Origin of the sequence: Streptomyces sp. NBC_00057 (genome assembly GCF_045041165.1) — a bacterium.
GTDB lineage: Bacteria > Actinomycetota > Actinomycetes > Streptomycetales > Streptomycetaceae > Streptomyces.
On the sequence record NZ_CP108256.1, the window covers coordinates 8,995,278 to 9,020,890 of the forward strand.

Annotated in this window: 22 protein-coding genes and 5 pseudogenes; 14 read left to right on the forward strand and 13 right to left on the reverse strand. The window is 68.0% G+C overall.

The window, feature by feature from the left end; genetic code table 11:
- Positions 1–44 precede the first annotated feature (44 nt).
- Positions 45–1,169 (reverse strand): DUF4158 domain-containing protein, encoded by a 1,125-nt coding sequence (locus OG953_RS42630; RefSeq protein ID WP_405691425.1) that lies wholly within the window; start codon positions 1,167–1,169, stop codon positions 45–47.
- Between the two features lie 349 nt (positions 1,170–1,518).
- Here OG953_RS42630 and OG953_RS42635 point away from each other — a divergent pair.
- Both OG953_RS42635 and OG953_RS42640 read left to right on the forward strand, forming a co-directional pair.
- Positions 1,519–3,270 (forward strand): annotated as a pseudogene (locus OG953_RS42635) (Helicase associated domain protein); the annotation flags it as partial.
- Between the two features lie 108 nt (positions 3,271–3,378).
- Complete coding sequence (locus tag OG953_RS42640; RefSeq protein ID WP_405691427.1) at positions 3,379–3,588, forward strand: hypothetical protein; 210 nt, start codon at positions 3,379–3,381, stop codon at positions 3,586–3,588.
- A gap of 248 nt (positions 3,589–3,836) precedes the next feature.
- Here OG953_RS42640 and OG953_RS42645 read toward each other — a convergent pair whose 3' ends face one another.
- Positions 3,837–5,729 carry an SMI1/KNR4 family protein gene (locus tag OG953_RS42645; protein ID WP_405691428.1) on the reverse strand — a complete coding sequence of 631 codons (1,893 nt, stop codon included), beginning with the start codon at positions 5,727–5,729 and terminating at the stop codon, positions 3,837–3,839.
- A 654-nt stretch (positions 5,730–6,383) separates the two neighbouring features.
- On the opposite strand from OG953_RS42645, the gene OG953_RS42650 reads away from it, so the two are divergent.
- Complete coding sequence (locus OG953_RS42650) at positions 6,384–6,905, forward strand: hypothetical protein (RefSeq protein WP_405691430.1); 522 nt, start codon at positions 6,384–6,386, stop codon at positions 6,903–6,905.
- 261 nt (positions 6,906–7,166) lie between these two features.
- Here the strand turns inward: OG953_RS42650 and OG953_RS42655 are convergent, their stop codons facing one another.
- Positions 7,167–8,315, reverse strand: a complete 1,149-nt coding sequence (locus OG953_RS42655; protein ID WP_405691432.1) for a hypothetical protein — start codon at positions 8,313–8,315, stop codon at positions 7,167–7,169.
- A gap of 268 nt (positions 8,316–8,583) precedes the next feature.
- Positions 8,584–9,246 carry a peptide deformylase gene (gene def, locus OG953_RS42660; protein ID WP_405691433.1) on the reverse strand — a complete coding sequence of 221 codons (663 nt, stop codon included), beginning with the start codon at positions 9,244–9,246 and terminating at the stop codon, positions 8,584–8,586.
- A 111-nt stretch (positions 9,247–9,357) separates the two neighbouring features.
- On the opposite strand from def, the gene OG953_RS42665 reads away from it, so the two are divergent.
- The 3 genes and pseudogenes from OG953_RS42665 (at position 9,358) to OG953_RS42675 (ending at position 11,264) form a co-directional block, all read left to right on the forward strand.
- Positions 9,358–9,936, forward strand: a complete 579-nt coding sequence (locus tag OG953_RS42665; RefSeq protein WP_405691435.1) for an ArsR family transcriptional regulator — start codon at positions 9,358–9,360, stop codon at positions 9,934–9,936.
- Positions 9,937–9,970: 34 nt separating this feature from the next.
- Positions 9,971–10,099, forward strand: coding sequence for a hypothetical protein (locus OG953_RS42670; RefSeq protein ID WP_405691436.1), 129 nt, complete (start codon positions 9,971–9,973; stop codon positions 10,097–10,099).
- A gap of 446 nt (positions 10,100–10,545) precedes the next feature.
- Positions 10,546–11,264: pseudogene (locus tag OG953_RS42675) on the forward strand (IS6 family transposase).
- A gap of 49 nt (positions 11,265–11,313) precedes the next feature.
- On the opposite strand, the gene OG953_RS42680 reads toward OG953_RS42675, so the two are convergent.
- Complete coding sequence (locus OG953_RS42680) at positions 11,314–11,937, reverse strand: TetR/AcrR family transcriptional regulator (RefSeq protein WP_405691438.1); 624 nt, start codon at positions 11,935–11,937, stop codon at positions 11,314–11,316.
- A gap of 124 nt (positions 11,938–12,061) precedes the next feature.
- Between OG953_RS42680 and OG953_RS42685 the strand changes: the two genes are divergently transcribed.
- The 8 genes and pseudogenes from OG953_RS42685 to OG953_RS42720 all read left to right on the forward strand — a co-directional run bounded on the left by OG953_RS42685 (position 12,062) and on the right by OG953_RS42720 (position 18,229).
- Positions 12,062–13,036 carry a zinc-binding alcohol dehydrogenase family protein gene (locus OG953_RS42685; RefSeq protein WP_405691439.1) on the forward strand — a complete coding sequence of 325 codons (975 nt, stop codon included), beginning with the start codon at positions 12,062–12,064 and terminating at the stop codon, positions 13,034–13,036.
- Positions 13,037–13,189: 153 nt separating this feature from the next.
- Positions 13,190–13,429 (forward strand): hypothetical protein, encoded by a 240-nt coding sequence (locus OG953_RS42690; RefSeq protein WP_405691441.1) that lies wholly within the window; start codon positions 13,190–13,192, stop codon positions 13,427–13,429.
- Positions 13,430–13,451: 22 nt separating this feature from the next.
- Positions 13,452–13,937: a hypothetical protein gene (locus OG953_RS42695; protein WP_405691443.1), complete on the forward strand. Its 486-nt coding sequence runs from the start codon at positions 13,452–13,454 to the stop codon at positions 13,935–13,937.
- Between the two features lie 171 nt (positions 13,938–14,108).
- Entirely contained in the window at positions 14,109–15,350 is a 1,242-nt protein-coding gene (locus OG953_RS42700; RefSeq protein ID WP_405692418.1) for an IS4 family transposase, read from the forward strand.
- A 210-nt stretch (positions 15,351–15,560) separates the two neighbouring features.
- Positions 15,561–15,788: pseudogene (locus OG953_RS42705) on the forward strand (Tn3 family transposase); the annotation flags it as partial.
- A 401-nt stretch (positions 15,789–16,189) separates the two neighbouring features.
- A complete protein-coding gene (locus OG953_RS42710; RefSeq protein ID WP_405692420.1) occupies positions 16,190–16,864 on the forward strand; it encodes an ArsR/SmtB family transcription factor in 675 nt (224 codons plus the stop codon).
- Positions 16,861–17,595, forward strand: a complete 735-nt coding sequence (locus OG953_RS42715; protein ID WP_405691445.1) for an SRPBCC domain-containing protein — start codon at positions 16,861–16,863, stop codon at positions 17,593–17,595. The genes OG953_RS42710 and OG953_RS42715 overlap by 4 nt, the downstream gene beginning before the upstream one ends.
- A gap of 61 nt (positions 17,596–17,656) precedes the next feature.
- Positions 17,657–18,229: a dihydrofolate reductase family protein gene (locus OG953_RS42720; RefSeq protein ID WP_405691447.1), complete on the forward strand. Its 573-nt coding sequence runs from the start codon at positions 17,657–17,659 to the stop codon at positions 18,227–18,229.
- Between the two features lie 185 nt (positions 18,230–18,414).
- Here the strand turns inward: OG953_RS42720 and OG953_RS42725 are convergent.
- The 8 genes and pseudogenes from OG953_RS42725 to OG953_RS42760 form a co-directional block, all read right to left on the reverse strand.
- Positions 18,415–18,807: pseudogene (locus OG953_RS42725) on the reverse strand (antibiotic acetyltransferase); the annotation flags it as partial.
- A 132-nt stretch (positions 18,808–18,939) separates the two neighbouring features.
- Positions 18,940–20,465, reverse strand: a pseudogene (locus OG953_RS42730) (ABC-F family ATP-binding cassette domain-containing protein); the annotation flags it as partial.
- 262 nt (positions 20,466–20,727) lie between these two features.
- Entirely contained in the window at positions 20,728–21,372 is a 645-nt protein-coding gene (locus tag OG953_RS42735; RefSeq protein ID WP_405691448.1) for a dihydrofolate reductase family protein, read from the reverse strand.
- Positions 21,357–21,971 (reverse strand): group II intron maturase-specific domain-containing protein, encoded by a 615-nt coding sequence (locus OG953_RS42740; protein WP_405691450.1) that lies wholly within the window; start codon positions 21,969–21,971, stop codon positions 21,357–21,359. Before OG953_RS42740 ends, OG953_RS42735 begins: the two co-directional genes overlap by 16 nt.
- The gene (locus OG953_RS42745) at positions 21,866–22,429 is read right to left on the reverse strand and encodes a reverse transcriptase domain-containing protein (protein ID WP_405692422.1); all 564 of its coding nucleotides are present in this window, start codon (positions 22,427–22,429) and stop codon (positions 21,866–21,868) included. Before OG953_RS42745 ends, OG953_RS42740 begins: the two co-directional genes overlap by 106 nt.
- Positions 22,430–22,609: 180 nt before the next feature.
- Entirely contained in the window at positions 22,610–23,998 is a 1,389-nt protein-coding gene (locus OG953_RS42750) for an IS1380 family transposase (protein ID WP_405691452.1), read from the reverse strand.
- A 50-nt stretch (positions 23,999–24,048) separates the two neighbouring features.
- Positions 24,049–24,504: a hypothetical protein gene (locus OG953_RS42755; protein WP_405691454.1), complete on the reverse strand. Its 456-nt coding sequence runs from the start codon at positions 24,502–24,504 to the stop codon at positions 24,049–24,051.
- Between the two features lie 849 nt (positions 24,505–25,353).
- The gene (locus OG953_RS42760) at positions 25,354–25,521 is read right to left on the reverse strand and encodes a hypothetical protein (RefSeq protein ID WP_405691456.1); all 168 of its coding nucleotides are present in this window, start codon (positions 25,519–25,521) and stop codon (positions 25,354–25,356) included.
- Positions 25,522–25,613: the final 92 nt, after the last annotated feature.

The following is a 25,613-nucleotide window of genomic DNA, read 5'->3' on the forward strand; positions in this document are numbered from 1 at the left end:
AAGACCCTCCCGAGCATGATCAACCAGAAGATCATCCCATGCGGTCAGCCAACGTGACAGCGCCCGTCCAGGGCCTTCACGGCCTCGGCGGTCATCGCGGCGGCCTTCGCCAACGCCTCCTGGGCGGGGCCGCCGTCGTCGAGGTTCTTGAGCACGGTGCGGTAGTTCCCGATCAGGGCCTCGACGATCTCCCGCTCGGCGACCCGGATCTCCTCCAGCTCCTCCTTGGCCTTCTTGATCTTTATAGCGACCCGCTTGCAGAGCATGGTGGTCAGATCGTCGCGCACCCGCATCCGTGCCTTGTGAGCGAGGCAGGCCAGCAGCGCGATCCGCTTGATAGCCGCGTAGTCCCGCAGTTCGGAGGCGTCCGCCACATCTGCTTCTCCGGCGAAGTCGGTGACCTTCGGCGACGCGACGCCGTCCACCCACACCGCGGTGTCTCCGAGCGTGTCCAACCACTCCAGGTGCGTGAACAGGCGCTTGAAGTGCGACCAGCTCGGTCCCTGGGCGGTCTGCTTCAGCCGGTTGAACCGCGTCGTGCCGTCGCTGTCGCGCTCTTCCAGCAGCCGCAGCATCCCTGCCCGCTCCATGGCGCTCATCCGGTCGTGGATGCCACAACAGATTGAGGTGTTCACCTCGGTGCGGATCGTGGAGGTCATCGTGTCGAAGGTGGAGAACGCCGGCAGCTCCAGCCCGGCCGCCACCACCTTCTCCAACGCGATATTGATCAGGTCGGCGGGCCGGTTCTTCGACGCGGCCTCCTTACGGATCGCCGCCTCAGCGATCCGCCGGGCCTGGGACTGCTTGTACTTCGTCCCCACCCGCTGGCGCACCTCCGTACGTTGCCGCTCAGTGGTGCGGCCCGTCTCGTACAGCGGGAACGTGCCCTCTGGCAGCTCGACCGTACGGCGGACGAAGTCGACCACCATCTCCGGATACTCATCCGGCTTCGGGAACCGCCCCATGTGCTGATACGACTTCAGCGCCAGCAACAGCGCGAGCTGATGGCCATCGGAGTCCATCCGCTCAGCGGCCCACGCTGTCTCCTCCCGCGTCGGCGCGAAGAACAAGTGCAGCTCGTGCGCGGTGATCAGCCGCTTGAACCGCGGATACGCGGTCCGCTCGATCGAGGTCACAGTCCCGCCCCAGGCCCAGACAGCAGTCAGCATCACCACCAACGACCTTCGGTCAAATGGGTGACGGCCAGGCATCGAGCCGCCCTTCAAGATCAACTATTGGCGGCTTTTGGGCTTACCTCGGCGCTACCCCATCCAGGCCCGGCCTTACCGCTGATATCACCGCCGCTGACACGGAACCGAGAGATTGCACGTGCCCAGCGGCCACGTCATACCAACCGGCAACTAACCGACCTGCAGCATCGCCAAGAACGTCAGCCCCCGATCAGCATCCGTTTCACCACCCAAATCCCCGACCACAACAGGCTGAACAGCAGAAACCCGATACCCACCACACTGACATCACCATGCCGAACCACCACCGACAAAAAACTACAGATCATCAGTCATGACGTTCCACCAGAAGGTGGAGGAGGCGGCGGCCTTCGCGGAGAAACTGCCGGAGACCGCAGCCGAGCTGTACGTCAACGACGCCTCCGATGACGACCTGGCGGCCGCGGACCGGCTGCCGAAGTCGTCGATCGACGCGGAGTTCTACGAGCTGGAGGCCGGCCGCCACGTACCCCCGGACCGGGTCTGGTCGGCGTGGCTGTGCGGCGACCACCTCGTCAGTGAGCGGCGCGAGGTGCTGCCGCAGTTCGCCAACGGCATCGACGCGGCTGGTCGCCGGGTGCACCGCGCCTTCCTCGCGAGCGTTCGCGTGCTCGGGGAAGGCGTCGACATCACCGGCGAACGGGGCGTGGAGGCCGTCTGCTTCGCCGACACCCGCGGCTCCCAGGTCGAGATCGTGCAGAACATCGGCCGGGCCCTCCGACTCAACCGCGACGGCACCACGAAGATCGCCCGCATCATCGTGCCCGTCTTCCTGGAGCCCGGCGAAGACCCGACCGACATGGTCGCCAGCGCCAGCTTCCGCCCCCTTGTAGCCGTACTCCAGGGCCTGCGCTCGCACGATGAGCACCTGGTCGAGCAGCTCGCCTCCCGCGCCCTCACCAGCGGACAGCGCAAGGACCACGTCCAGCGCGACGAGGAAGGACGGATCGTCGGGGCCGGCGGCAAGGCTGACGGCGAGGACCAGGAGCAGGACGACACCCAGGCCGCCGCCGAAGCGGCGCTGCTCCACTTCTCCTCTCCCAGGGACGCGGCGACCATCGCGGCGTTCCTGCGCACCCGGGTCTACCGGCCGGAGTCCCTGGTGTGGCTGGAGGGCTACCAGGCCCTGCTCCGGTGGCGGGCGGAGAACGAGATCACCGGCCTGCACGCCGTCCCGTATGACGTGGAGGTCGAAGTAGGGGTCACGAAGGACTTCCCGCTGGGCAGGTGGGTGCACCAGCAGCGGAAGGCGCTGCGGGCGGGTGAGCTGGAGGAACGGCGCAAGACCCTGCTCGACTTGCCGGAGGCCGGGATGGTCTGGGAGCCGGGCGAGGAGGCGTGGGAGAACAAGCTCGCCGCGCTGCGGTCGTACCGGCGCGCCACCGGGCACCTCGCACCACGACAGGACGCCGTCTGGGGCGAGGGCGAGGCAATGATGCCCATCGGGCAACACCTGGCCAACCTCCGCCGGAACAGCGGCCTGGGCAAGGACGCGGAGCGGGCGGCAGAGCGCGCGAAGCAGCTGACCGCAGTCGACCCGGACTGGAACTGCCCCTGGCCCTTGGACTGGCAACGCCACCACCGCGTCCTCGCAGACCTGGTCGAGGCCGACGGCAGCCTGCCCGACATCCAACCCGGCGTGCAGTTCGACGGCGACGACCTCGGACGGTGGCTCCAGCGGCAGAAACAGCCAGGCACCTGGAAGCTACTGTCGAGCGAGCAGCAGGAACGGCTATCGAAGCTGGGCGTACAGCCCGCTCAGGTACCGTCACCCGCCCCCGCGGCGGGGCGCGCGACGAAGGGCCCGAGCAGGGCGCAGCAAGCGTTCCAGCGGGGCGTGCAGGCCCTCGCCCAGTACATCGCTCGGGAGGACAAGGTCGTCGTGGGTAGGGCGCATGTTGAAGAGCTGCCGGATGGCACGGTGATCAAGCTGGGTGTGTTTCTCAGCAATCAGAGGGCCAGGCGTGACCGGCTGGATGCGGAACAACGGGCGGCCCTCGCCGAGCTGGGCTGCGCCTGGGCAGCAGAGGCGGAGGCGTAGAGGTCGGCTCGTCGGCAGGCAAAGGGGCCCCACACCGACGGCACCGGGGGCGGGCCGGCAGAACTACGAGGCCGCGCGGCAGTTCTACGAGCGCAAGGGGCGTCTCGGGTGCTGAGGAAGCACGTCGAGCGGATCGTCGTCGGGGGCGACGGGGGCGACGGGGGCGACGGGGGCGGCGGGGGCGGCGGGAGTGGCAAGAACCAGGAGGTCCGAGAGCTGAAGCTAGGGGTATGGATCGGTAACCAGCGGAGCAGGATCGCGACGCTGTCGTCGAAGCGGGTGGAGCAGTTGTCCACCACCGGCATGCGATGGACATAGCAGCATCGTCGACGCTGCACCCGTCTACCACAAGGGCCGGCGGAATCACCGCGCTCGTCGTGGGCGCGCTTGTCGTCGGCTCAGTGCCGGGTGGTCTCGCTCTATGCGTGGACACTCGGCACTCACCCACCAGCCCTGGCTCGTTGCCGTGGCGACAGCCACATTGACCGGGCTCCCTCACCCCGCACTATTCCCGGTAGTTCCCGTGGTCCCGGCGTGGCCGGCCCGTGCCGGGCGGCGCGTCTTCGTCACCGCCCGAAGCGGATCGTGGTGTACCCGTAGGCCTCGCCCTCCCGCGGCGCACGGTTCCAGGACCGTGTGGTCAGTTGCGGCAGTACGCCCTCGACTAGGGCGTGCCGGGGCAGGGACAGACCGAACTCGTCCTGCACGGCGGCCAGCAGGCACCGCTCGCGGTCCGCCTCGCCGACGCCGTGCAGGACCCATTCCGGATCGAGGGTCCCGGGCACCGGCCCCGAGCGTTCGACGTCCGTGCCGCGCAGCGTGTACGCGTACAGCTCCTCGCCCTGCTCGGCGACCGACAGGTGGAACACCGTCAGGCGGCCGTTGCGAGCGCGGCGCGCCCATAGCACCACCGCGCGTCCACCGCGCGAGGCGGCGGCGGCCGGGGACACGAAGAAGTTCCCGGGCGCCGACGTCCGCGGGGCCGCGTCGCAGGCGAACGCCCACCCGGAGCCCGTCCGGCCCACCGACACCACGGCCCGGTCCTCCCACGGCGCCGAATCGTCCCACTGCCCAGGGCCGTGGTGGAACCGCCCGGCACGGCGGCCGGGCGGAGCGGTCAGGCCCGCGCACCCGTCCTCTCCGACCAGGCCGGGCAGCGCTTCCGGTTCCGTGCCCTCCACCCACAGGCACCGGTAGGAGTCGTGCGGGGCGTTCCACCGCGGAGTGTCCGCCAGCCAGCACAGTCCCGGCGGATCCAGGTCCGGCACCGGATCGGGCACAGGGCCCGGTCGGCCGGCCCGAGGCGTGGCCAGCAGCTCCAGGCCGCGTTCCCGCGTCACCACCGGACCCAGTACAGGGTCCGCCAGCAGACCGAGCGGCGCCAGCAGGTCCGGCCCCGGCGGCGACCACAACGGCAGCGCGGCACGGATCATGCGCCACGCCGCGTCCGTGTCCCCCCACCTCGCCGACTCCCGCGCCTCGGCCACCGCCCGTCCGAAGGCACCGTCCGGCGCATAGCGGTAGGAACCGTCGCGCACCTGGGCGAGGATCGCGTCCGCGCCCGCCGTGACGCCGTCGTCGGTCTCGGTGCCCAGCACGAACCGGCGGGGCAGGACGCCGGAACGGTTGTCCCGCAGGTGCGCGGCGGCCATCACGGGCACCAGCTCGCCCGTGTAGCGCGGATCGGCGACGAGCTCACCGAAGCCGTAGTACCCGCCGCCGCGCGACAGCACCTCCAGCTGCCGCAGCATGCTCCGGGCGCAGGGCCGTCCGTATTGCTCCGCCTCGGTGAGCAGCTCCTGGGCACTCTCCCACCTCCCGCTCAGGGCCTCCCGCCGCGCGCGCTCCACGTCGGCGTCCAGGGCCCGGGTGGTGTCGTTCACGAAGCCGGGACTGCCCGCCCGGGCGGAGTGGAAGTCCTGGTACATCCGCTGCATGTAAGCGCGGAACGACGGGTACCGATCCGGCGGTTCGCCGCTCCACCCCTTGTAGACGTAGAGAGCCCACTCGCCGTCCTCGTCGGTGTCGCCCGGGTCCAGCAGGGCGTAGGACATGTCCGAGTCGGTCTCCAACTGCAGTGCCCGCCGCCACATCCCGGCCAGCAGCACCTCCTGCTCGGTCGAGTGCTCGGTCAACCCCTCCTGGTAGATCGCGGTCAGCTCAAGCGGATCCCCGAACCAGTCGATCTCGTGAGCCGCGCCCAGCCGGTAGATGGACCCCTTGTCGAGCCGCCAGCCGTTGCTGGCCCCGAGGAACTGCCGGTAGGACGGAGGGAGCCGGGTGCCCAGGCGTTCCTCAGCGGCGGTTATCTCCGCCTCGGCCGCGGGCGAGGCGGCGAGGGCAAGGTCGGCGAGGGTGAGGCCGCCCTCCGCCAGGTCCTCCACATCGTCCTCGTCCGGGATCCATTCCTCCTGCCAACGACGGAAGAACTGCTGCCAGTCAAAGCGGTTCTCGATCACGGGCCGATTGTGGCAGCCGCCACCGACAGCCGGCCCCGCTTCGCGCTCCTGACTCCGTTCCGCCAGCGCGCACAACACGAGGCCGCAGGCTGCCATCTGAGCGCCCTTCGGGCACCGCTCCGACGGGGGGTCGTTTCGTACTCGGAGGCGCCCAGTGGGCCGTACGGCGACTTCTTGACCGGCAGCCGTTCCGTACGCGCCTCGGCCCGGCCGCTGGGGTCGGGAGGGAACGTGGGACACGACCGCGACGTCAGCTTCGAGTTGTTCCACCACGAGAACCTGAAGCGTCACACCCGGCCAACGGGCCGACTGCACCCAACTGGACCCCGTACTCGACAAGATCCGCGTTCCGCGCACCGGTCCGGGCAGACCGCGCAAAAAGCCCGACAGCCTCGCCGCGGACAAGGCGTACAGCAACGGGCCATGCCGGGACTCATCGTCTCGTCTCCTTCGCTGCCCCGGCCCGGGGCGTTGATCCGAAGGAGCAGCGTGCACGGGCACCCCTTGTCCGCAGTCTGACGATGGCCGCTAGCGAGGCAGGTCAAGGAGAAACGCGGCGTGCGCGGCCGGGCGGCGCACCCGGACAAGGGGCCGGCTGCCGGGGCCAGCCTTCGGGTCGTCAGCTGGGCTGCATGAGCCGCTAGATTGGTGTGCGTGGAGACGCGGGGGCAGAGATATCGGTATGTGGGTCCGGCGGAGCTGAAGGCGCTCGTCCAGGCGGGTAGTAAAGGTCGGAGCATCCACTCATCAGCGGACTTCGGCGAGTGGGTCTCTGCGCTGACCTTGAATGAGTTGGCCGAGCCCTTCACGTTCGTCATCGATGGCGGCGGGGTACTGCGACTGGCTCCGCGCCGCAGCGAGCACGTGGTGTGCGCTGGCGGCGGAGAGGTGCTGAGCGCCGGCGAGATGAGCTTCCGCGAGGAGTCCGGACGGTGGGTGGTCGAGGAGGTCAGCAACCAGTCGACCGGCTACTGTCCGGACGTCAGCTCATGGCCAGCCGTGGCCGAGGCCCTGGACCGGATCGGGATCCATCGCCCGTCCGGGTTCACGCACGAGGTGGTCTTCCGCCGATGCCGCTCCTGCCGGGAGCTCAACATCGTGCGGGAGGAGGACTTCGTCTGCGTCTTCTGCGGCGAGGATCTGCCGCGGGAGTGGAACACGGGGGAGCCCGGGTGACTGGTCAGACAGCAAAGATCACATCGCGGTGCGAGTGCGGCAGCACAGCGGTGCGACAGGTGAACCAGTTCATCCTTCACGATGAGTTGTGGTGGGACCCGGGGCCTGTGACCGTGATGAGGATTCGTGAAATTCCCCAGGGTCGCTCACCTTCCCCGCTTGATTGCGCCGCTGAACAAGAACAGGTCCGGGGCCGACCTCATCGGCAGCCTGGGGCAGCGATCACGGATATTGCCGCGTGCTGGAAGACGTCCTGGTCAGTCAGCGGCGCGCCGTGTAGGGCGGGAAAGCAGCGGGATTGGTGAAGTCCACGTCCGCGTCGGGCCAGCGCCGGCGCAGCAGGTCGGCTGTGCGGCAGGCCCAGCCTGTGAGGTGAGGGAAGACGCCGTGGGCCTCGGCGGTACGGGCTGTGGCCTCCAACGTCTCGACGAGCTGTGGCCTGCTGTGGTCTCCGGGTGCACGGACGTCGAGGATGGCGAACCGTTGCAGACGGACGATCGCCCAGGAGATACAAGCCGCCGCCAGGCCGAATCCGTACCGCAGGTCATCCTCGGCCTGGGGAACGCCGCTGGCCAGGGCGCCGCGGTAGTGGTCGCCAAGGCCGGTGCTCATGGGGTCGCCCACGGTCATCCATGCCGGCCCGGGGACATGAAGGCAGACAGCGTCGAGGAGGGCGTGGGTGTAGCCCGCTGACTCGAATTCGATGAGGCGGGCGTCGGCGGGACCTGACTCGTGGAGCAAGATGTTGTTCGTCTCCGCATCGCCGTTGCTGAGCGCCAAGAACGGGCCGGGCTCGCTCAACTCAGTCAGAGCAGCGTTGAGTTCGATCTCAGCTCGTCCAGTGATGGCGGCGCCGGGAACCGCGGTATGTCCGTGCGCCTCGTCCCGGAGCTGGGCGAACCAGCCCACGTGATCGGCTTCCGGGTTGCTCGTCCCGAGAGACGCCCGTCGCGCGCGGTAGGTGTCGGCGTAACCGACAGTGGCGGCGTTGAGTTCGCCGTAGGCACGGGCGAAGACGGCCAGTCGATCGGAATGGGCTGCAGCGCCGTCACGGCGGAGCAGGTGGTCCAGGGCAGTGCGGGGTGCCAGATCTTCCAGAACCATGAGTCCCTCGGAAAGGTCGGCAGCGATGACGCGAGGGGCAAGCGTCAGACCGAGGTCGTCGGAGAGGAACCGGAGCGTGGCCAGCTCGGAACGGAGTCGCCAGGGTTCGGTGCGAGTCTCGCTCGGATGACCCCGCACCCATTTGACGACCACAGTCCTGGGAGCCGCCACGCCACGGAGTGTCGCACGCGCGACAGCCCGGGGTTCCAGGCGTTCCCAGGCGTCGACCTCGACGGGCGAGGAATAGCGATCCGTCAGGAGGGCTTCGACAGCGGAGCGCCAAGGGCGCGCGTGCGCGGCAGACATCTGGGCACTTTACGGCGTTCGGCTCCTTCTCGTGCCGAGTTGATCAGACATCCCATTCCCAACAGGAGGATGGGGAACAACGTGAGCAGGGCTGTCCGCCGCCTGAGTACGGGGTGGGGAATTTCAAAGAGCGTCATCATCGCAACTCCATGATCGCCAGGACCTGTGCCTGTACTACTGCCGGGGTCCACCACCGCGCATATCTGCGCGACCTCTTATGCAGCCATCGTGAGACTCGCAGCCCGGAGCGAGTGAGTGCACCGAACTCTCACTGCCCCAGGCTGGCGGCCTTGATGACGCGTCGGGCGAACACGTCCTCACGGCGGTCTGCCATCTGCCGCAGCGCGTCTTTGCGATCCCGCCTGGAGAGCCGGTCGAGATACGTGTGGCCGAAGAGGTGATCGGTCTCGTGTTGCAGACACCGGGCGAAGTAACCCGTTCCTTCGATGATGATGGCGTTGCCGTCCTTGTCGAGCCCGCGAGCGACGGCACGATCGGTGCGGGGAACCGCCATGCCCGCACCGGGCACGGACAGGCAGCCCTCGAAGTCGTCAACGAGCCGGCGGCTACCCGGATCGGGCAGGTCCAGAACCGGGTTGATGATGTGGCCGACATGCCGGACCCCGTAGTCGTCCGGGCAGTCGTATACGAACAGCCTCAGGTCGACGTCTACCTGGTTGGCAGCCAGGCCGGCACCGTCGGCCACATACATCGTCAGGAACATGTCGTCGATCAGCGCCGACAACTCGGGGGAGCCGAACTCGGTCACGTCCTGGCACGAACGGTTCAGAATCTCCTCACCCACCACCGTGACCCGGCGCACCGAACCCCGTTCCGCCTCCGGCGACAGAGCCGGATATGAGTCGACGGGACGGCCTTGCAGACGGACTCGCCGGTCGACGGGATGGGACCGCTCGTGACGAACAGACATAGCTGTCTCCCCTTCGGTGCACACCACAGACGCCGCGGACGGCGCCGCAGCCTGATGCCTTCAAACAAGCACTGCTTGCCAAGCGCTTTGCAAAGTAGCAGAGTTTGCAAAGTGACTGAAGATGATGTCAACACACCGAACGACCAGACACGCAGGACGGGCGAAGAACTGCGCGAGCACGAGGTCCGCACACACCTGCTGGACCTGCTCGCCGAAGTCGGCGCCGTCACGGCGACCGAAGCAGCCTCCCGACTGGGCTACAGCTCTGGTCTCTGCTCATTTCACCTACGGCAGCTCGCATGCCACGGATACATCGAAGAAGCCCCCCGCAGCGGGGGGCGCGCCCGCCCCTGGCGTCTGAAGCAGCACACACCCACTGCTGGCGAGCCCGCGGAGGATCAGTTCGGTGACTTGGCCCGAGGACTGGAGGACGAGAGCTGGCAGCGATGGCTGACCCAGCGAGATGAGGCGCCGGCCGATTGGCGCCACGGCGAAGCCTTCAGCGCCGTCGCCTACCTGACACCTGAAGAAATGAGCCGGGTCGCGGACGTGATCCGACAGGCGCTCGCGCCCTACCAAGACCGCGAACAACGCCCCCTGGCCCGGCCCGACGGCGCTCTACCAGTGGCCCTTATCACCCGGCTGTTCCCCCTGCTTCCCCACGCAACGGACGACGCGGACCAGGACTGAGAAGCCGCCAGCTGTTCCCCGCCCGCTCGAGGAAATGCCACCCGCGAGCCCGGAGACCCTGGGGCGGATCGCCGTACTGCGCGATGATCCGATGGAGACGCCCGAAGTGCGAGCCGCGGCCCGAGCACGGCTGGTGGCCCCTTCCGGCCTGCGTCTGCCCTGACTGAGAACTCTCGCCTTCGTGCCAGCGCCTGACCTGCACATCTCTCGCCCGGTGACAGCAGGCACCGACACCATCTCTCACTTCCAAGACAGCGAAACCCCACCCCGAAACCGCCGCTGACCAGTGACAACACAGAGATGGCGACTGTCTCTCACCACCACTGACACCAACCCGAGAGATCGCAAGCAGCTCCCGGGACTCGGAGTTCTCTTGCGGGTCCTGCGGCACCTACTTGTGCGAACACGCTGGTCGGGGACCAGCGCCTGATGATGTCCGGGAGGCCCTACTCGCAGCGCACGGACCCGTCAGGCTCCGGCTGGTCGGTCCGGTTCCCAGTCTCGTCCCGGCTTTGAAGGTCCTTCGGGAGGTCTCAGCGGGCGCTGTCACGTTGGCTGACCGCATGGGATGATCTTCTGGTTGATCATGCTCGGGAGGGTCTTGCTGCTGTGGAGAGTGCGTTGCCGTCGTATAGGGGGCACCGGTACCCGGTGGAGATCATCTCCCACTGCGTCTGGCTGTACTTCCGGTTCCCGCTCAGCTTCCGCGAGGTCGAGGAGCTGATGCTCGAGCGCGGCGTCATGGTGTCCTACGAGACGGTGCGCCGGTGGTGCCTGAAGTTCGGCCAGGCCTACGCGAACGGCCTGCGGCGCCGCCGTCCTCGGCCCGGCGATAAATGGCACCTGGACGAGGTCTTCATCAAGGTCAACGGCGAGGTGAAGTACCTGTGGCGGGCCGTCGACGTCGACGGCAACGTGCTCGACATCCTGATCCAGAACCGCCGCGACAAGGCCGCGGCCAGGCGTTTCTTCCGCAGACTCCTCAAAGAGACCGGCACGGTGCCGCGGGTGGTCGTCACCGACAAGCTCCGCTCCTACAGCGCCGCCCACCGCGAGGTGATGCCCTCGGTCGAGCACCGCTCCCACAAAGGACTGAACAACCGGGCGGAGAACTCGCACCAGCCCACAGGCAGCGCGAGCGCGCGATGAAGGGCTTCCGCAGCGTCGGTGGCGCCCAAAGATTCCTGGCCGCCTTCAGCGGCATCTCGCCCCACTTCCGACCCGGCCGTTACCACCGCACCGCACCCGACCACCGCCTCGGGATGACCGTCCGCTTCACGATCTGGGACCAGATCACCGGCGCCGCCGGCCGGCCCACCACGGCCTGACCGACAGCCGAGAGCCGCCTCGACCACGCCCTGACGCACCGCCAGACGCCTATACCCCCGACAACGTGACAACGCCCGCCGAGGCGTTGAGCAAGGCGGTCACCAGGGTGCGCAGCGAATCGGCGAGGCGCTGGCCATCGTCCTGCTCCAGCAGGCGCAGGATCGGGTCGCTGTGCAGGGTGGCGAGCAGGATATGGGCCAGGAGTTCGGCGTCCAGGTCCGAACGCTCCTGGCTGATCAGCGAGGTGATGTGGCCGTGCCAGAACTGGTAGACGGGGTGCGCGCTGCGCGGATCCTCTTCGGGCTTGTGTGCTGTCGTCACGGCGTGGCCGAGCGCGGCCAGGAGTCCCTTGTTGCGGGCGACCACGCCAACGACGGCGTCGAGGAAGGCGAGGAGGCGCTCTCGTGACGGGGCACCCGGGCCCAGCGGCGGTGGCCCTGTCGTGACGGCTTCGTGCAGGGCAAGGGCCCGTTCTGCCATCAGCGCCCGCATAAGGCCCATGCGGTTGCCGAAGCGGTGGAAGACCGTGCCCTTGCCGACGCCGGCTGCGGCGGCGACTTGTTCCATCGAGATCTGCTCGGGCCGGTGCCGCGCCAGGAGTTCCTCGGTCGCCAGCAGGATCGCGTGCCGATTTCGTGCCGCGTCGGCACGTTCGCGGCGGCCTTCTGTCATCGATTCCTCACCCCGCATGGACAACTGGACTGACGGTCCAGTACGGTCGCCGAAGTTGACCGGAAGTCCATTTTAGCTGCCGGCGGTGGCACCCCTTGCCCGTTGGCCCCTCAGGAGAGTCATCATGCGACGAGTCCGCTACTACGAATACGGCGATCCGGACGTCCTCACGATCGAGGAGGTCGAAATCCCCACGCCGGGGCCGGGTCAGGTACTCATCCGGGCCGAGGCGATCGGGGCCAACTTCGTCGACACCAAGTTCCGGCGCGGGCCGTCCAGCGGGGCGATCTTCCAGCGTCCCCTGCCCGGCAAACTCACCGGCGACGTGGTGGGCACCGTCGAAGCCGTCGGACTTGGCGTTGACACACAGCAGGTCGGCCGACGAGTCGCAGGGCTGGCCGAGGACGCGTTCGCCGACTACATCGTCGCAGACGCGCAATGGCTCGCCCCGATACCCGACGGACTCGACCTCGGTGCAGCCAGCATGCTGCCCATGGGCGCCCCGGTTGCACTCCGGACCCTGCGTACCGGCCGGCTTGCGCCGGGTGAGACGGTACTGATCCACGCCGCGGCCGGCGGCATCGGCCACCTGGCCGTACAACTCGCCAAACTGCTCGGCGCCGGCACGGTCATCGCCACCGCCGGCTCACCGGCCAAACTCGACTTCGCCCGCAAGTGCGGCGCCGACATCGCCATCGACTACACGGACAGCGACTGGCCCGACCAGGTCCGCAAGGCCGCGCCGCGAGGCGTGGACGTCGTTCTCGACTCCGTCGGCGGCGAGACCCTGCAGCGGAGCTTCGACGTACTGGCTCCGTTCGGCCGGATCGTCATCTACGGAGCTGCGAGCGGCGAGCTGACCAGCCTGCCTGTCACCAACTTCTTCGCCCTGAAATCCGTGGCCGGGTTCTCCCTCATCGCATGGCGCGCGGCCGACCCCGAGCAGGCCCGCCGAGAAATGACCGAGGTCACCGAATACTCGACTGCCGGGCAACTGCACACCGCCGTGCACGCCCGCCTCCCGCTCGCCGAGGCAGCCGCAGCACACCGGCTACTCGAAGACCGGTCTCAGCTTGGCCGGATCCTCCTCCTGCCCTAAAAAGACGCGACACGCCGCACCTCACATCAGCACGAGAATCTCTATGGTCACCTTCAGTCAACGGGCAGCGGCCGCGATGCGAAGAAGCCGCTCCAAGATCAGTTCGGTTAAGCCTGCATCCGATGCCCCGTCCTGCGGCCCGATCCCGAGCAAATGCCCAGGCTGGAGGAGATCCACGCGAACCTGCTCGACCGCCTCCAGGAGGCCAAGGAACAGGGATGGCTCGGCGAGGTCGCCGCGATCGAGGCAAGCCTCGCCGCCGCCGAGCAGAAGCTCGCCACCATGCGTGACCTCGCGGCCCGGCACATCACCGTCAACCTGGGCATGCCCGATTTCCGTGGCGTCGTCGCGCGCATCGACTCCGAGCAGCGAAACGAGGATGCGAAGCAGTAGCCCTGAGCACTACAACGAGGGGATGACCGTCTTCCTCTGTTCCAAGTGCGGCACCGCGATCACGCCGGAGCTGGCCGAGCTTGCCGCCATCCCTGACGTCTCCGACGACGAGCGCGACCGGGACAAGGAGACACGCCGGGCACCTTCCACCGTTCCGCGGGGCCACTACGCGATCGATCCAGAGCCCTGGGGACCCCCCTACGTCGTGCAGGACGATCAGGAGGACCCGAAGCCAGCTCAGTCGCGCGGCCCTGTGGTCTGCCGGGAAGAAGGCTTCGTCATCTCGGCGGGCAGCCGACAGACAGTGCTGGTGCACCCCGACGACGCCGCCGGCCTCCAGCCCCTGCCCAACTGGGAAAACAGCACTGGGTGCTGCGGACCGACCGGAGACGAGGGGCTCAACCGGGCCTGCCCCTGCGGCGCTCCGGTCGCGACCCTCGCGGCCGACTGCTTCGGGCCCAACGAACTGCACCTCGACCCCGTCCGGACCTACGCGTTCTCACAGTAGGACCGCGAAGCGCACGGGGACGACGCGATCGACACGCCCGACGGAACGCGTCCACCCAACTTCTTCACGACTACTTTCCGTCGTGAACTTCAGATCGCAGGCGGACCCGCCGCCGAGCTGGGCTAGTTCCAATACCGGTGACTTTGAGGGTGTCGGCTCGTTGTGTTGGGTGTGCCAAGGCCGGGACAGGTGAAGTCGGTCGGGGGCGAGCGGTTTTCGGATCGCATCGCTCTCGGAGTTTTGACGCGTGCGTTTACGCCGGATCTGGTGGACGAGGTGGTGGCGGAGTGCGGGCGTGTTGAGCAGCGTCAGCGGCTGCTTCCGGCACGGGTGGTGGTGTATTTCGTGCTGGCGATGTGCCTGTTTTCGGGGCAGGGGTATGAGGAGGTCGGGCGTCTTCTCACGCAGGGTCTGGAGCGCCAGGGCCGCTGGGCAAAGGGGTGGCGGGTGCCTACGAGCGGAGCGATTGGGCGGGCGCGGCTGCGGCTGGGGCCGGAGGTACTGAAGGCGTTGTTCGCCCGGGTGTGCCGGCCGGTGGCCGTCCCGGGGTCGCGGGGCGCCTGGTTTCGGGGGCTGCGGTTGGTGGCTGTGGACGGGACGACGTTCGATCTGCCGGACACGGAGGCGAATGCCGGGTTTTTCGGGCGTCCGGGGACCGGTCGTGGTCAGGGCAGGAGTGCGTATCCGCAGGCCAGGGTTGCGGCTCTGGTCGAGTGCGGCACTCATGCGGTCTTCGCTGCCGAGGTCGGTCCGCTGGCGGTGCACGAGACCGTGCTGGCCGGGCGCCTGTTCTCGTCGTTGACCCGGGGAATGCTGCTGATGGCAGACCGCGGGTTCCTCGGATTCGACCTGTGGCGGGCCGCCGCGGCAACCGGCGCCGACCTGCTCTGGCGGGTCAGGAGCAACGCGGTGCTGCCTGTGGTGACGTCGCTGCCCGATGGTTCCTACCTGTCGGAGATCGTCGCCGCCCGTGACAGGAACCGGCGGGCCGACCCGGCCCGGGTCCGCGTCATCGAGTACACCCTTGGCCCACGCGGGAAGGACGGCACCGTCTACCGGCTGGTCACCACCCTCCTCGACCCGGACACCGCGCCGGCGGCGGAACTTGCCGCGATCTACGCCGAACGCTGGGAGATCGAGACCACCCTGGACGAGATCAAGACCCACCTGGGCGGGCCACGTCTGGTCCTGCGCTCCCAGCACCCGGCCGGGGCTGAGCAGGAGATCTTCGCGTTCCTCCTCGTTCACCATGCCGTGCGGGACCTCATGCACGAAGCCGCACGACAGGAGGGACACGATCCGGACCGGAGCTCCTTCACCCGCGCCGTGCGCGTTGTCCGCCGCCAGGTCACCGCCCAGGCGGGATTTTCCCCCCTTCCGACTCACGCGAGCCCTCGCACAGACTCTGCTTGAAATCGGTCAACGGCTCCTGGAACCACGGCGGTTACGCTCCAATCCCCGTGTCATCAAACGCAAGATGTCCAACTGGGCCCTCAAACGCACCGAACACAACAACCAGCCCCGGCCGGACACCCCAGTCGTCACCCTCGTCGGACCCACCAAACCAGCCCCGACCTCCCGGAAAAAGACCTAAATCACCGGTATTGGGGCTAGTTCGGATAAGACCAGTTGGGGTCACTGGGTCTCGTCTTGAATTCGGTGGTGCTCTGGACGACCCGGTACATCGACGCGGCCGTCGCCCAGCTCCGCGCCGAGGGCCACGAGATCCGCGACGAGGACATCGCCCGCCTGTCCCCGGCGGCGAAGCCGACCAGGCCGGGATCGGGCAGGGATTCGAAAGGTGCTTCCTCGCCTGGGGCGAGGGGGCGGATGACCAGATCGGTCACGTGAGGGGCCCTTCCGGGTAGCGACGCGCTCCCGTTCAGATCCTCGGCGTCCTCGGAACGGGGTGGGAGCACATGAGAGTCAGCTGGCTCACGGTTCCCACCTCCTTTTTGCGGTCGAGGACGCGAGCGGAGGTTTGTGAGGGCGCGCACGGCGACCGCTGGCGGCCGAGTCGGGTGCGACTTGGACAGAAGTTCGACGAGCGAGCTGCGGGTCCGCTGACGAGGCAGGTGTCGGCGAAGCCGCCTCAACCGCGCCGGGTTGGCCGTGTCGACGGAAGTGGAGCCGCCAAAGCGCACCTCGACCGATCTTCTCCGAGGCGGGCGAGGAGGGTGGGCGGCCGATGGGGATACACCGACAAAAGTTATTGTCTTGACAAATAATTTTGTCGGATGGATGCTGGAGTGGTGCTGGAAGTCGCTGTGATCGAAGAACCCGCCGCGGCCGAGGCGTCCCTGGGCCCGATACGGTCCCGGATCCTCGCCGCCCTGGCTCAGCCCGGCTCGGCCGCCATGCTGGCTGGCCGCCTGGGGCTGCCCCGGCAAAAAGTCAACTACCACCTGAAGGAGCTGGAGCGTCACGGCCTGGTCGAGCTCGCCGAAGAGCGGCGCAAGGGCAACGTCACCGAGCGGGTGTACCGCGCCACCGCCGCCTCCTACGTGATCTCCCCGAGCGCCCTGGCCGCCGTCAGTCCGGACCCGTCCCGCTCCCCGGACCAGCTCTCCGCCCGCTGGCTGCTGGCACTGGGGGCCAGGCTGGTCCAGGAGGTCGGCTCCTTGCTGACCGGTGCCTCCCGGGCCCGCAAGCACCTAGCCACCTTCGGTATCGACGCCGAGGTGCGGTTCGCCACCGCGGCCGACCGGACGGCCTTCGCCGACGAGCTGGCCCGGGCGGTGGCGGCCCTCGTCAGCCGTTACCACGACGAGGCCGCCCCGGGAGGCCGGAAGCACCGCGTGATCGTCGCGCTCCACCAGATCCCCGCCCCGCCGCCCGGCCCCGAGGGGAGCGAGACCGGCCCGCAGCAGCAATCCGGGGGGACGTTCAAGACCGAACCTGAAGCAGGACAGGAAACCGCACCATGACGCACCCGTTCGAGATCGAGCTGGAGACGACTCTGCCGGCGAGCCCGGAACAGGTCTGGGAAGCGATCGCGACAGGACCGGGGATCGACTCCTGGTTCATGGGCCGCAACGAGGTGGAGGCGCGCGAGGGCGGCATCGCCGCCATGAGCACCGGCAGCCACCGCGAGGAGGCGGAGATCACCGCCTACGAGCCCGGCGAACGCTTCGCCACCCGCACTGCCGAGGGCGAGGACGGCCGGTTCATGGCCTTCGAGTACCTGATCGAGGGACAGGACGGCGCCAGCACCGTACTCCGCGTCGTCCACAGCGGCCTGCTCGGCGACGACTGGCAGGACGAGTACGACGCCCTGCGCCGCGGCTGGCCCTTCCACCTCCACACGCTCCGCGAGTACCTGACGCACTTCCCCGGACGCACCGGCGTTCCCGTCTTCGCCCTGGCGCCGTCCGGCCGGCCACCGACGGAGGTGATGGAGGCACTTGCCCGGGGGCTGACGCTGCTGAGCCCGATCGCCGTAGGCGTGCAAGCACACGCCCGGCCTGCCGGACTGCCGCCGCTGGACGGCGAAGTGGTCTGGTCCGACGACGAGCGCATGGAGATCCGCGCCGCCGACGGGATCTACACCTTCCACCACGGCTCCGGCATCGCGCTGGTGTTCCACCACTTGTTCGGGCCTGACACCGACGGAGCCGAGGCTGCCTGGCAGCAATGGCTGACCGGAATCGTCAGCTGACCTGCACCAACCGCTTCGGACGCCTGTCCGGAAACCAGACGCGAGACGCAAAGGAAATCTCATGCGCACCCTGATCAGCACCGCCTTCATCTCGCTCGACGGCGTCGCGGAGGGCCCCGGCGGCGAACCGGGCTACCGGAACTCCGGATGGACCTTCAAGGACGTCGAGTTCGTCCCCGAGGCGTTCGAAATCAAGGGGCGGGAGCAGAAGGAATCCACCACGATCCTGATGGGTCGGGTCAGCTACGAGGCGTTCAGCCCGGTATGGCCTGACATGGAAGAATTTGCCGACTACAAGGCCATGCCGAAGTACGTCGTCTCCACCACCCTCACCGACGACGACCTGGTCTCCAACTGGGGCGAGATCACCATCCTGCGCTCGCTCGACGAGGTCTCCGCCTTGAAGGAGACCGAGGGCGGTCCGGTCATCGTCCACGGCAGCGCCTCCCTCAACCACGCCCTGTCCGACGCGGGCCTGATCGACCGCTACCACCTGCTCGTCTACCCGCTCCTGCTCGGCGCGGGCAAGCGCCTGTTCAGCACCACGGACAAGGACACCCAGAAGCTGAAGCTGGTCGAGCACGAGGTCTACAGCAACGGCCTGCAGAAGCAGGTCCTCGATGTCGTCCGCTGACGAAGTTCCAGTCACCTAGTCGTCCAGGTCCTCCTCGCCGGCGGCACCCGGCTCACGCAGCGGACGCAGTCCGCCGCCGGCCGAGGTGGAGACCCGGAAGCTGTAGCGGCCGAGCACGTTGAGGTTCGCGTGCCGAAGCGGGGAGAGCCGGGCGACGTCCTCGCCCAGGACGTCGTGCTCCCGCTGACCGTCGCGCTGTGGCCGAACCAGACGTCGTTGCCGACGACGGTGTCGCCCCGGCCGGGCAGGCTGGTGAGCAGGTCGAAGTGGTCGGCCCAGGAGCCGCCCATGGTAGGGAAGGGGAAGGTCGAGGGGCCGTCCATACGGTGGTTGGCGCCGTTCATGATGAACCGTGTTCCGGTGCCCAGCGCGCAGAATTTACCGATGACGAGTCTCTCGGGGCCGTAGTGGTAGAGGACGTTGCGCGTCTCGAACGCAGCCGGGTCGTCCGGGTCGTCGTAGTAGGAGTACTCGCCGACTTCGATCAGCGGGGAGTTCACCAGCGGCTTGAACAGCACCACCCGCTGCTGTTCGGGCATCGGGTGCAGGACGGTGGGGTCGGCTGGAGCGGTCGGCATCGTGAGTCGATTCCTCTCTGGAACGGAGTCGTCCTCGTCAGCCACGACCGGTTGCTTCGGCGGCGCTGGAGAGGAACCCACCTGGCTCTGCACGCCGCTTGAGTGCCCGCGATCAGAGGCTGAGGGTTCCGTGCCGGCGAAACCGGCCAAGGCGGTCTCCAGTTCCTCGGCAAGGGCTGGAGACAGGTGGTTGGTGGGCTCGTCGAGCAGCAGGATGTCCGCAGGCTGGCTGACCAACCGCGCCAGGGCGAGCCGCTGCCGCTGGCCGGTGGAGAGCCGCGTGACCGGCACCGCCAGCCGGGCACGGTCGAACAGCCCGAGGGTCAGAAGCCGTTCGGCGTGGTCGTCGGCTTCCCCTGGCCGCCCACGGGCGTAGGCGGCCAGAAGGGTCTCGTCCGCCGAACCGGGGTCCGGGTCCTGCGGGAGGTACCCGATCCGGCCGCGCCTGTTGACGTGCCCGCGGTCGGGGGCCAGGTCGCTGGCCAGGACGCGCAGCAGGGTGCTCTTGCCCGCGCCGTTCTCGCCCGTGATCAGCAGGCGCTCGCCCGCCCGGACTGTCAGATCGATCGGGTCGAGTCTGCCGGCGACGGCGACCCCGACGGCGTCGAGCACGGCGCCGTGCAGCTGTTCGGCGCGCAGCACAGGCGAGAAGTTCAGAGGCTCCGGCGGGGCCGGGACCGGGGCGGCCAGCAGGCGGCGCAGCCGTTCCTCGGCGTAGCGGATGCAGCTGGCCAGGGACTGCTGCACGCGGGCGCCAGCCTGGTTGTAGGCCAGTTTGTTGCCGTCCTTCATCGCCCGGCCGGGGGCCACCCGGGCGGGCGGTACCCGAAGCCGAGTCGCGCACCCGGTCGACCTCGGCACGCCACCGGTCGTGGTGCTGGGCTCAGCGCCGCCGCGCCGCCGCCTTCTCCGCGACGTAGCCGGCGTAGCCGTTGCCGTACCGGACGACGCTCCGTCGGTCCCCGTCCACCTCCAGCAGGCTTGTAGCGACGTGTTCGAGGAAGCCCCGATCGTGGGAGACAACCACTGTGGTGCCCCGCCGGCTGCGCAGGTGCTCCTCAAGCCATCCATGCCAGGGCGGCCTCGTCCAGATGGTTGGTCGGCTCGTCCAGCAGAAGCACCTCCGGGGCCGCTGCCAGCACCGCAGCCAGACGCAACCGGACCTGTTCGCCGCCAGAGAGACTGCCCATGGTCGAGGCACGGCCCACCTGCCTCAGGCCGAGGCCGTGCAGGGCGCGTTCCAGCCGGGCATCGGCGTCGTAGCCGCCGCGCAGCTCGAAGGCCGAGACGGCCTCGCCGTACGCGTCGAGCGCCGACTCGTTACCGTCGGCCATCGCTGCCTCCAGGCGGCGTATCCGCGCTTCGATCGCACGAAGATCGCCCAGTGCCCGGTCGATGACCTGCTGGGCTGTCACATCCGCTGGCTGGCCACCGTCCTGGGCGAGGTAGCCGACGCCGCCGTCGGCCTGCAGGATGATCTCCCCCTGGTCGGGGCGCTCCCGCTTGGCGAGCAGCTGCAGCAGGGTGGTCTTGCCGGACCCGTTCTCGCCGACGATCCCGGTGCACTCGCCCTTCGCGAGCGAGCAGGTCACCGAGTCGAGAACCGGCCTGCCGTCGAAGGACTTGCTGACTGCGAGCGCGGTGATCTGTGTGGACATACGAGCAACTCCGAAGCTGTCGGGGACGGAACGGTCGCCTGGTCGGCGGCAGCCGTGGCACTCGGCGGGTTCGTCGTTGCGTCGAAAGCTCTGGCAGGCGCCGCAGGTGCGGCCTGGCAGCACGCCCCAGCCGAAGCAGGTCGGGCAACTGGCTGGAGGTTTGCACTTGCCCGCAGGCAGAACGTAGGCCATCACATCGGCGGCAGCGAACGGCCGTCACGGCGTCGCGGCACAGCCGGCCGGGGCCAGCCCTGAGGACCGGTCACTTTCGCCAGAATAGGTGGTGCGTCACCCCGCTCGGGCTGGGAACGACCTCCAGGTGGAACCGGTCGAGCAGCTCATCGGGGGACTCCCAGAGTCGTACTCCGGACCCGAGCTTCACCGGCGAGACCGCCACGTGCATGGTGTCGACGAGGTCGGCGTCGAGAAACCGCCGGATGGTGGTAACCCCGCCGCCGAGTCGGACATCCTTGCCCTGCGCCGCCTTCCGGGCCTGCTCGAGGACCGTGGCAGGGTCGCCGTCGACGAAGTGGAACGTGGTGTCGGAGAGCGTGAACGAAGGACGCTTGTGGTGGGTCATGACGAACACCGGGGTGCGGAACGGGGGCTCATCACCCCACCAGCCCTGCCACTCGTGGTCCTGCCAAGGCCCGCGCTGGGGCCCGAACTTGTTGCGGCCCATGATCTCGGCGCCGATGTTGCGTGCGTAGTCCCGCGTGAGGTAGTCGTCGAGGCCCCGGCTGCCCCCGGGGTCGGTGCGCATGGGCCAGCTCGCCGTGGCGCCGGCCCAGGCGAACAGCCTCTCGGGCTCGACATGACCGAATGGCCTCTCGAGGCTCTGGTCCTCACCGGCACCGATTCCGTCACTCGAGACGTTGAAATTCTGGACTCTCAGCAGCTGAGCCACGTGCTCCTCCTGTGTTGTCGACAACGGTGGTGAGACTTGCCGGGCCGGGAAAACTCATCGCTGCGTCCGTGACCGGTCAGACACTGGGCTACCCAGTGTCCCGACCTGTGAGGTTTGCGCGGTTTGGGCAGGCCCCTGTGGTGAGGGCGTCCGCCCCTGCGGAGCCTTTCACTACCTGCTCGTGCGCACCGCTTGCGCTCCTGCCATCTGATGATCTCCTTCCAGAGGTAGGCCCTCAAATAGCTGAAAGTCGCGTTCGAGCACCCGTACTTGAAGTACGCGGTCCAGCCCCGCAGCATCCGGTTGAGCTGACGCAGCAGGTCTTCGAGCGACAGGTTCATGCTCCGCCGGCAGATTGTCTTCACCTTGGCCATGACGGCCGCCAGGGCCTTCTTGGCCGGATAGACGTAGACGTATCGTTTGCCGGTGCCTCGCTTCTGGTGACGCTGGATGCGCCAGCCGAGGAAGACGAGGCCCTCGTCGACATGGGTAATCAAGGTCTTCTCCGGCGACAGGCGCAGGCCCATCGTGGACAGGACCCCGGCGATTTCTTCCCGCAGGGTTTGGGCGTGCGCCTCGGTGCCCTCACGAGCAAGCACCAGTCGTCCGCATACCGCACGAGGCGGTAGTTGGGCAGACCTTGACGGCGTCGCTTGGCCCTTCCATACGGGCTGGCTCCGGGGCCGCCCGGCCCTTGGGCAATGTGCTCGTCCAAGACCGAGAGAGCCACATTGCTCAGCAACGGGGAAAGAATCGACCCTTGCGGAGTACCGGCGTTGGTATCCACCAGCGTGCCGTCCTCACCGAGGATGCCTGCCTTCAGGAATGCCTTCACCAGATCCAGGACACGTTTGTCTCCGACACGTTCCCGCACCCGGTTCATAAGAGCGGAGTGCGAGATTTCGTCGAAGCAGGCTTTGATGTCACCCTCAACAACCCACTCATACGAGCGGGATGCGAAATGGTGCACCTCGGCCACCGCATCGTGAGCCCGGCGATTCGGACGGAACCCGTAGGAGCACGGGAGGAAATCCGCCTCAAAAATCGGCTCCAACACCAACTTCAAGGACGCCTGAGCCCGGATCCACCGGCTTGATTGTGGTGTGATTGGTTCGGGGTCGTGCAGGGCGTGTCGGGGCTGAGTTGCGGATTCGGGCGTGAGGTGGCCGCTGGTCTGTCCAGCTTTTCCACTTTTCCGCAGGTGTCGGGCCCTTTCGGGCAGGTCGGTCAGGGAGTGTCAGAGGGCTGGTGGCGCGTGCACGATGCTGAAGAGCTGGGTGAAGTCCGTGCTCCAGGGCCAGCGTTCGGGTAGGTGCAGGGTGAGGCGGCGGGCCGAGCGGGCCAGGCGGGCGGGCACGTTGATCAGGTGGTCACGGATGGTGGCGGTGGTCGCTCTGGCATGGAACGTTCCGGCCAGTGCGCCGGCGGCGCGGGTCAGGTTGTGCGCCAGGGCTGCCAGGGCGAGCCACGCGGCATTGGCCTGGAAATGTCCGGAGGGCGCGTGGGCGAAGGCGCTGTTCTTGACATCCGCGATCACCTGCTCGACGACAGCGTGCCGTCGGTGATCACGCTCGGCATTGTTCAAGGAGAGCGGGGAGTCGGTGAACGCGGCGTGGTAGCGCCAGGTGTCAAACAGCGTGCCCTGTCCGGCGGGGACGGCTTCAGCGCTCAGGCGTTTGACGCGGCGCACGATCAGACGGGCGGTGACCTGCTGCTTCTTCGGCTTGGAGGTGAAGGCGGTGTAGCCGGTCTCGGCTATCTCGGCGTCCGAGATCCAGCACTGGCCCTCCTCGTCCCAGACCGCCTGGGGGTACTTGATCGGCGTCCAGGCGCCCTCATCGATGCGGGCGATCGCGGCCTTGACGGAAGCATTCATCCGCACGGTGATGGAGAACCGCGCGCCCAGCGCCCGGCAGGAGTTGACGACGTCGGCGCCGTAGAACGCCGAGTCCGCCCGCATCACCAGCAGGCCACTGGCGCCGCAGGCGCGAGCGGTGCGGATGGTCTCGGCGACGAATGCCGCCGCCCCGCGCGCGGAGTTCGATGGTCCCTTGCGCAGCCTCGTGGCGGCGATCACCGGGGCGGCCAGGGGTGTGGAGACGATGCCGAGCAGCGCGTTCAGGCCCTTGACCTTGCTGTATCCGTAACCGGCTCCCTGCTTGGCGTAGCCGTAGGTGCGGCGGATGGTGTCATCGATGTCCACGTAGGCGACCTGGCCCGCGCCGGGCAGCAACGGCGCGTGACGGGCCAGTTCGGGAAGGAACCGGCGGGCCACAGCATGCAGTTGCTTCACATGCCCGTGCGTGAAGGAACGCAGAAACGACCCCAGCGTGGACGGGGCCCGCACACCGGAGAAAAGGCGGCCCATCGCGCCGTGCCGTAGCCGGTGCATGTCATCGATGCTGTCGGCGCCCGCGACCATGCCGCCCACCAGCGACATCACTTTCGCCGCGGGGAAGGCACCGGTGCCGTCCTTCGAGGCCGGCAGACGGATGTATTCCCCGACCAGTGCGGGCAGACCGCACCGCTCGGCCAACCGCACCACCGGCTCCAGGCCGCCGTGCGCGATCAGGTTCGGGTCGTCGAACGCGGATGAGACCGCCGCTGCGGCATGGGAAGATTGCATCTCGGAAGTGCCTTGCTGATCGTGCCTGATGTGGTCCTAGAGAAACCCCATCATCGCAGGTCACAAGGCACTTCTTCGTTCCCCGAGAAACTGTCCACAGACATCAAGCCGGTGGATCCAGGCTGAGCAACCCGGTCTCGGATGGTCGCGATTCCCAGATAGCGGACCTTGCCGCCAGCTTTGGGAATCGCGCGTCGCCGAGCCGGTAGGGGTCGGAAGGTGCGGGCTTTGAGATCTTCCCGCAGTTCCGCAAGGAACCCTTCCAGCCCGCGCACGGACTCAATGTAGTAGGCGGTCTCGCCGTCCACTCCCGCCGTGCGCGCGCCCTTGTTGTTCCGCACCCGGTCCCAGGCCACCAGCAGGAAGCCCGGATCCGCGGCGAGGTTGTACAGATCATCGAACCTGCGATGAGGGTCATCACTGGCCCAACGGTTCAGCTTGGTCTGGATTTCCAGTACCCGGCGTTCCGCCTTGAGCAAGGCGTATTCCAGTTCGTCGGTATTCACCAACGACCTCCCGGCATTCCAGCATCCTTACTGCCGACTTGCTGGCCCCCTTCGCCATGTGCGGACCTCTCGTCCGCTCGGACTACTACGGGGCCTCCGCCCCATCCCGCGCCTTCGACAGACGACGCATCTATCCCATCGGCCCGGATGGATTCCGGGCCTTGGGAGCGACGCGGGACGGTTCCCGTGTTCACGGTGAATCGATCGATCAGTCCGGCATCCAGCTTTGCCCCGGCAGCATCGCCACGGATACGCCGCAGACTTTCGCCGTGGCCTCCCCACCGACACGCCAAGTCGGCTACGGAGTCAGTCCGTTCAGCGAACGGACTGTGCACTGCAACCCGGCCCATATCCACCAGATTTGAGCCGGTGCCACGCTTACGGAGCTTTACCACTGATTCCTCTCGTATGCCCTCTGATCTCGCTTGCCGGACCCGGCCCGTCTGGTAGTTCCGAGCAGTCCCGGCTTTGTCAGCGCTGCTTCCCGCCCTCCCCGGCGTCTCCCGGGTCGGACTGCGCTCAGCTCCCCCCAGGCTGCTGCGACAACCCGGCGAGGAGGTCTTGCACCTCCCTCGATTCACCGCGCCTCACGGCGCACCAGCGCCTCGTGGCGCACGGCCTTCCACCTCCACTCGAACCAACAGCGCCTCACGGCGCAAACAGAACTTGAGCCAGAGCCCGAGTTCCAGCAGCTGAGTCGGCCTTGCAGCGGCTGGATTGGCCTTGGCCGTACAGAAGCGCCTGGTGACGGTGCGTCGTATCGATCGCGCGGTTCGCCGCGGGGAGACCGAGAAGCAGGTCGGAAGCTCGTCGGATGAGGATCCCGGCTTCTTCGACCATGCCGCTGGTCTACTCGACGGCCACCCGGACGCCGAGCGCCACCAGCGTCGCGCCCAAGGCGGCATCCTGGGCGCGACGCATGCGCGGGGACTTGAGGACACGTCGAAGGCGGTTGGCTGCCACGGCGGTCAGCCCCAGCCCCGTCAGGCTGAAGACCACGGCGATGCAAGCAAGCACGCCACGGGAACAGCGGTACCCGGCCTGTCATCGGGGGTGAACTGCGGCAGGCTGGCCACGAAGAACAAAGTGGCCTTCGGATTTGCCAGGTA

What these genes read in the sequence shown, in the direction of transcription:
- OG953_RS42630 (WP_405691425.1), bottom strand. Translation starts at nt 1,169, where the DNA reads ATGCTGACTGCTGTCTGGGCCTGGGGCGGGACTGTGACCTCGATCGAG.
- OG953_RS42655 (WP_405691432.1), bottom strand. Translation starts at nt 8,315, where the DNA reads ATGTCTGCCGCGCACGCGCGCCCTTGGCGCTCCGCTGTCGAAGCCCTC.
- def (WP_405691433.1), bottom strand. Translation starts at nt 9,246, where the DNA reads ATGTCTGTTCGTCACGAGCGGTCCCATCCCGTCGACCGGCGAGTCCGT.
- OG953_RS42670 (WP_405691436.1), top strand. Translation starts at nt 9,971, where the DNA reads ATGCCACCCGCGAGCCCGGAGACCCTGGGGCGGATCGCCGTACTGCGC.
- OG953_RS42680 (WP_405691438.1), bottom strand. Translation starts at nt 11,937, where the DNA reads ATGACAGAAGGCCGCCGCGAACGTGCCGACGCGGCACGAAATCGGCAC.
- OG953_RS42685 (WP_405691439.1), top strand. Translation starts at nt 12,062, where the DNA reads ATGCGACGAGTCCGCTACTACGAATACGGCGATCCGGACGTCCTCACG.
- OG953_RS42690 (WP_405691441.1), top strand. Translation starts at nt 13,190, where the DNA reads ATGCCCAGGCTGGAGGAGATCCACGCGAACCTGCTCGACCGCCTCCAG.
- OG953_RS42695 (WP_405691443.1), top strand. Translation starts at nt 13,452, where the DNA reads ATGACCGTCTTCCTCTGTTCCAAGTGCGGCACCGCGATCACGCCGGAG.
- OG953_RS42715 (WP_405691445.1), top strand. Translation starts at nt 16,861, where the DNA reads ATGACGCACCCGTTCGAGATCGAGCTGGAGACGACTCTGCCGGCGAGC.
- OG953_RS42720 (WP_405691447.1), top strand. Translation starts at nt 17,657, where the DNA reads ATGCGCACCCTGATCAGCACCGCCTTCATCTCGCTCGACGGCGTCGCG.
- OG953_RS42750 (WP_405691452.1), bottom strand. Translation starts at nt 23,998, where the DNA reads ATGCAATCTTCCCATGCCGCAGCGGCGGTCTCATCCGCGTTCGACGAC.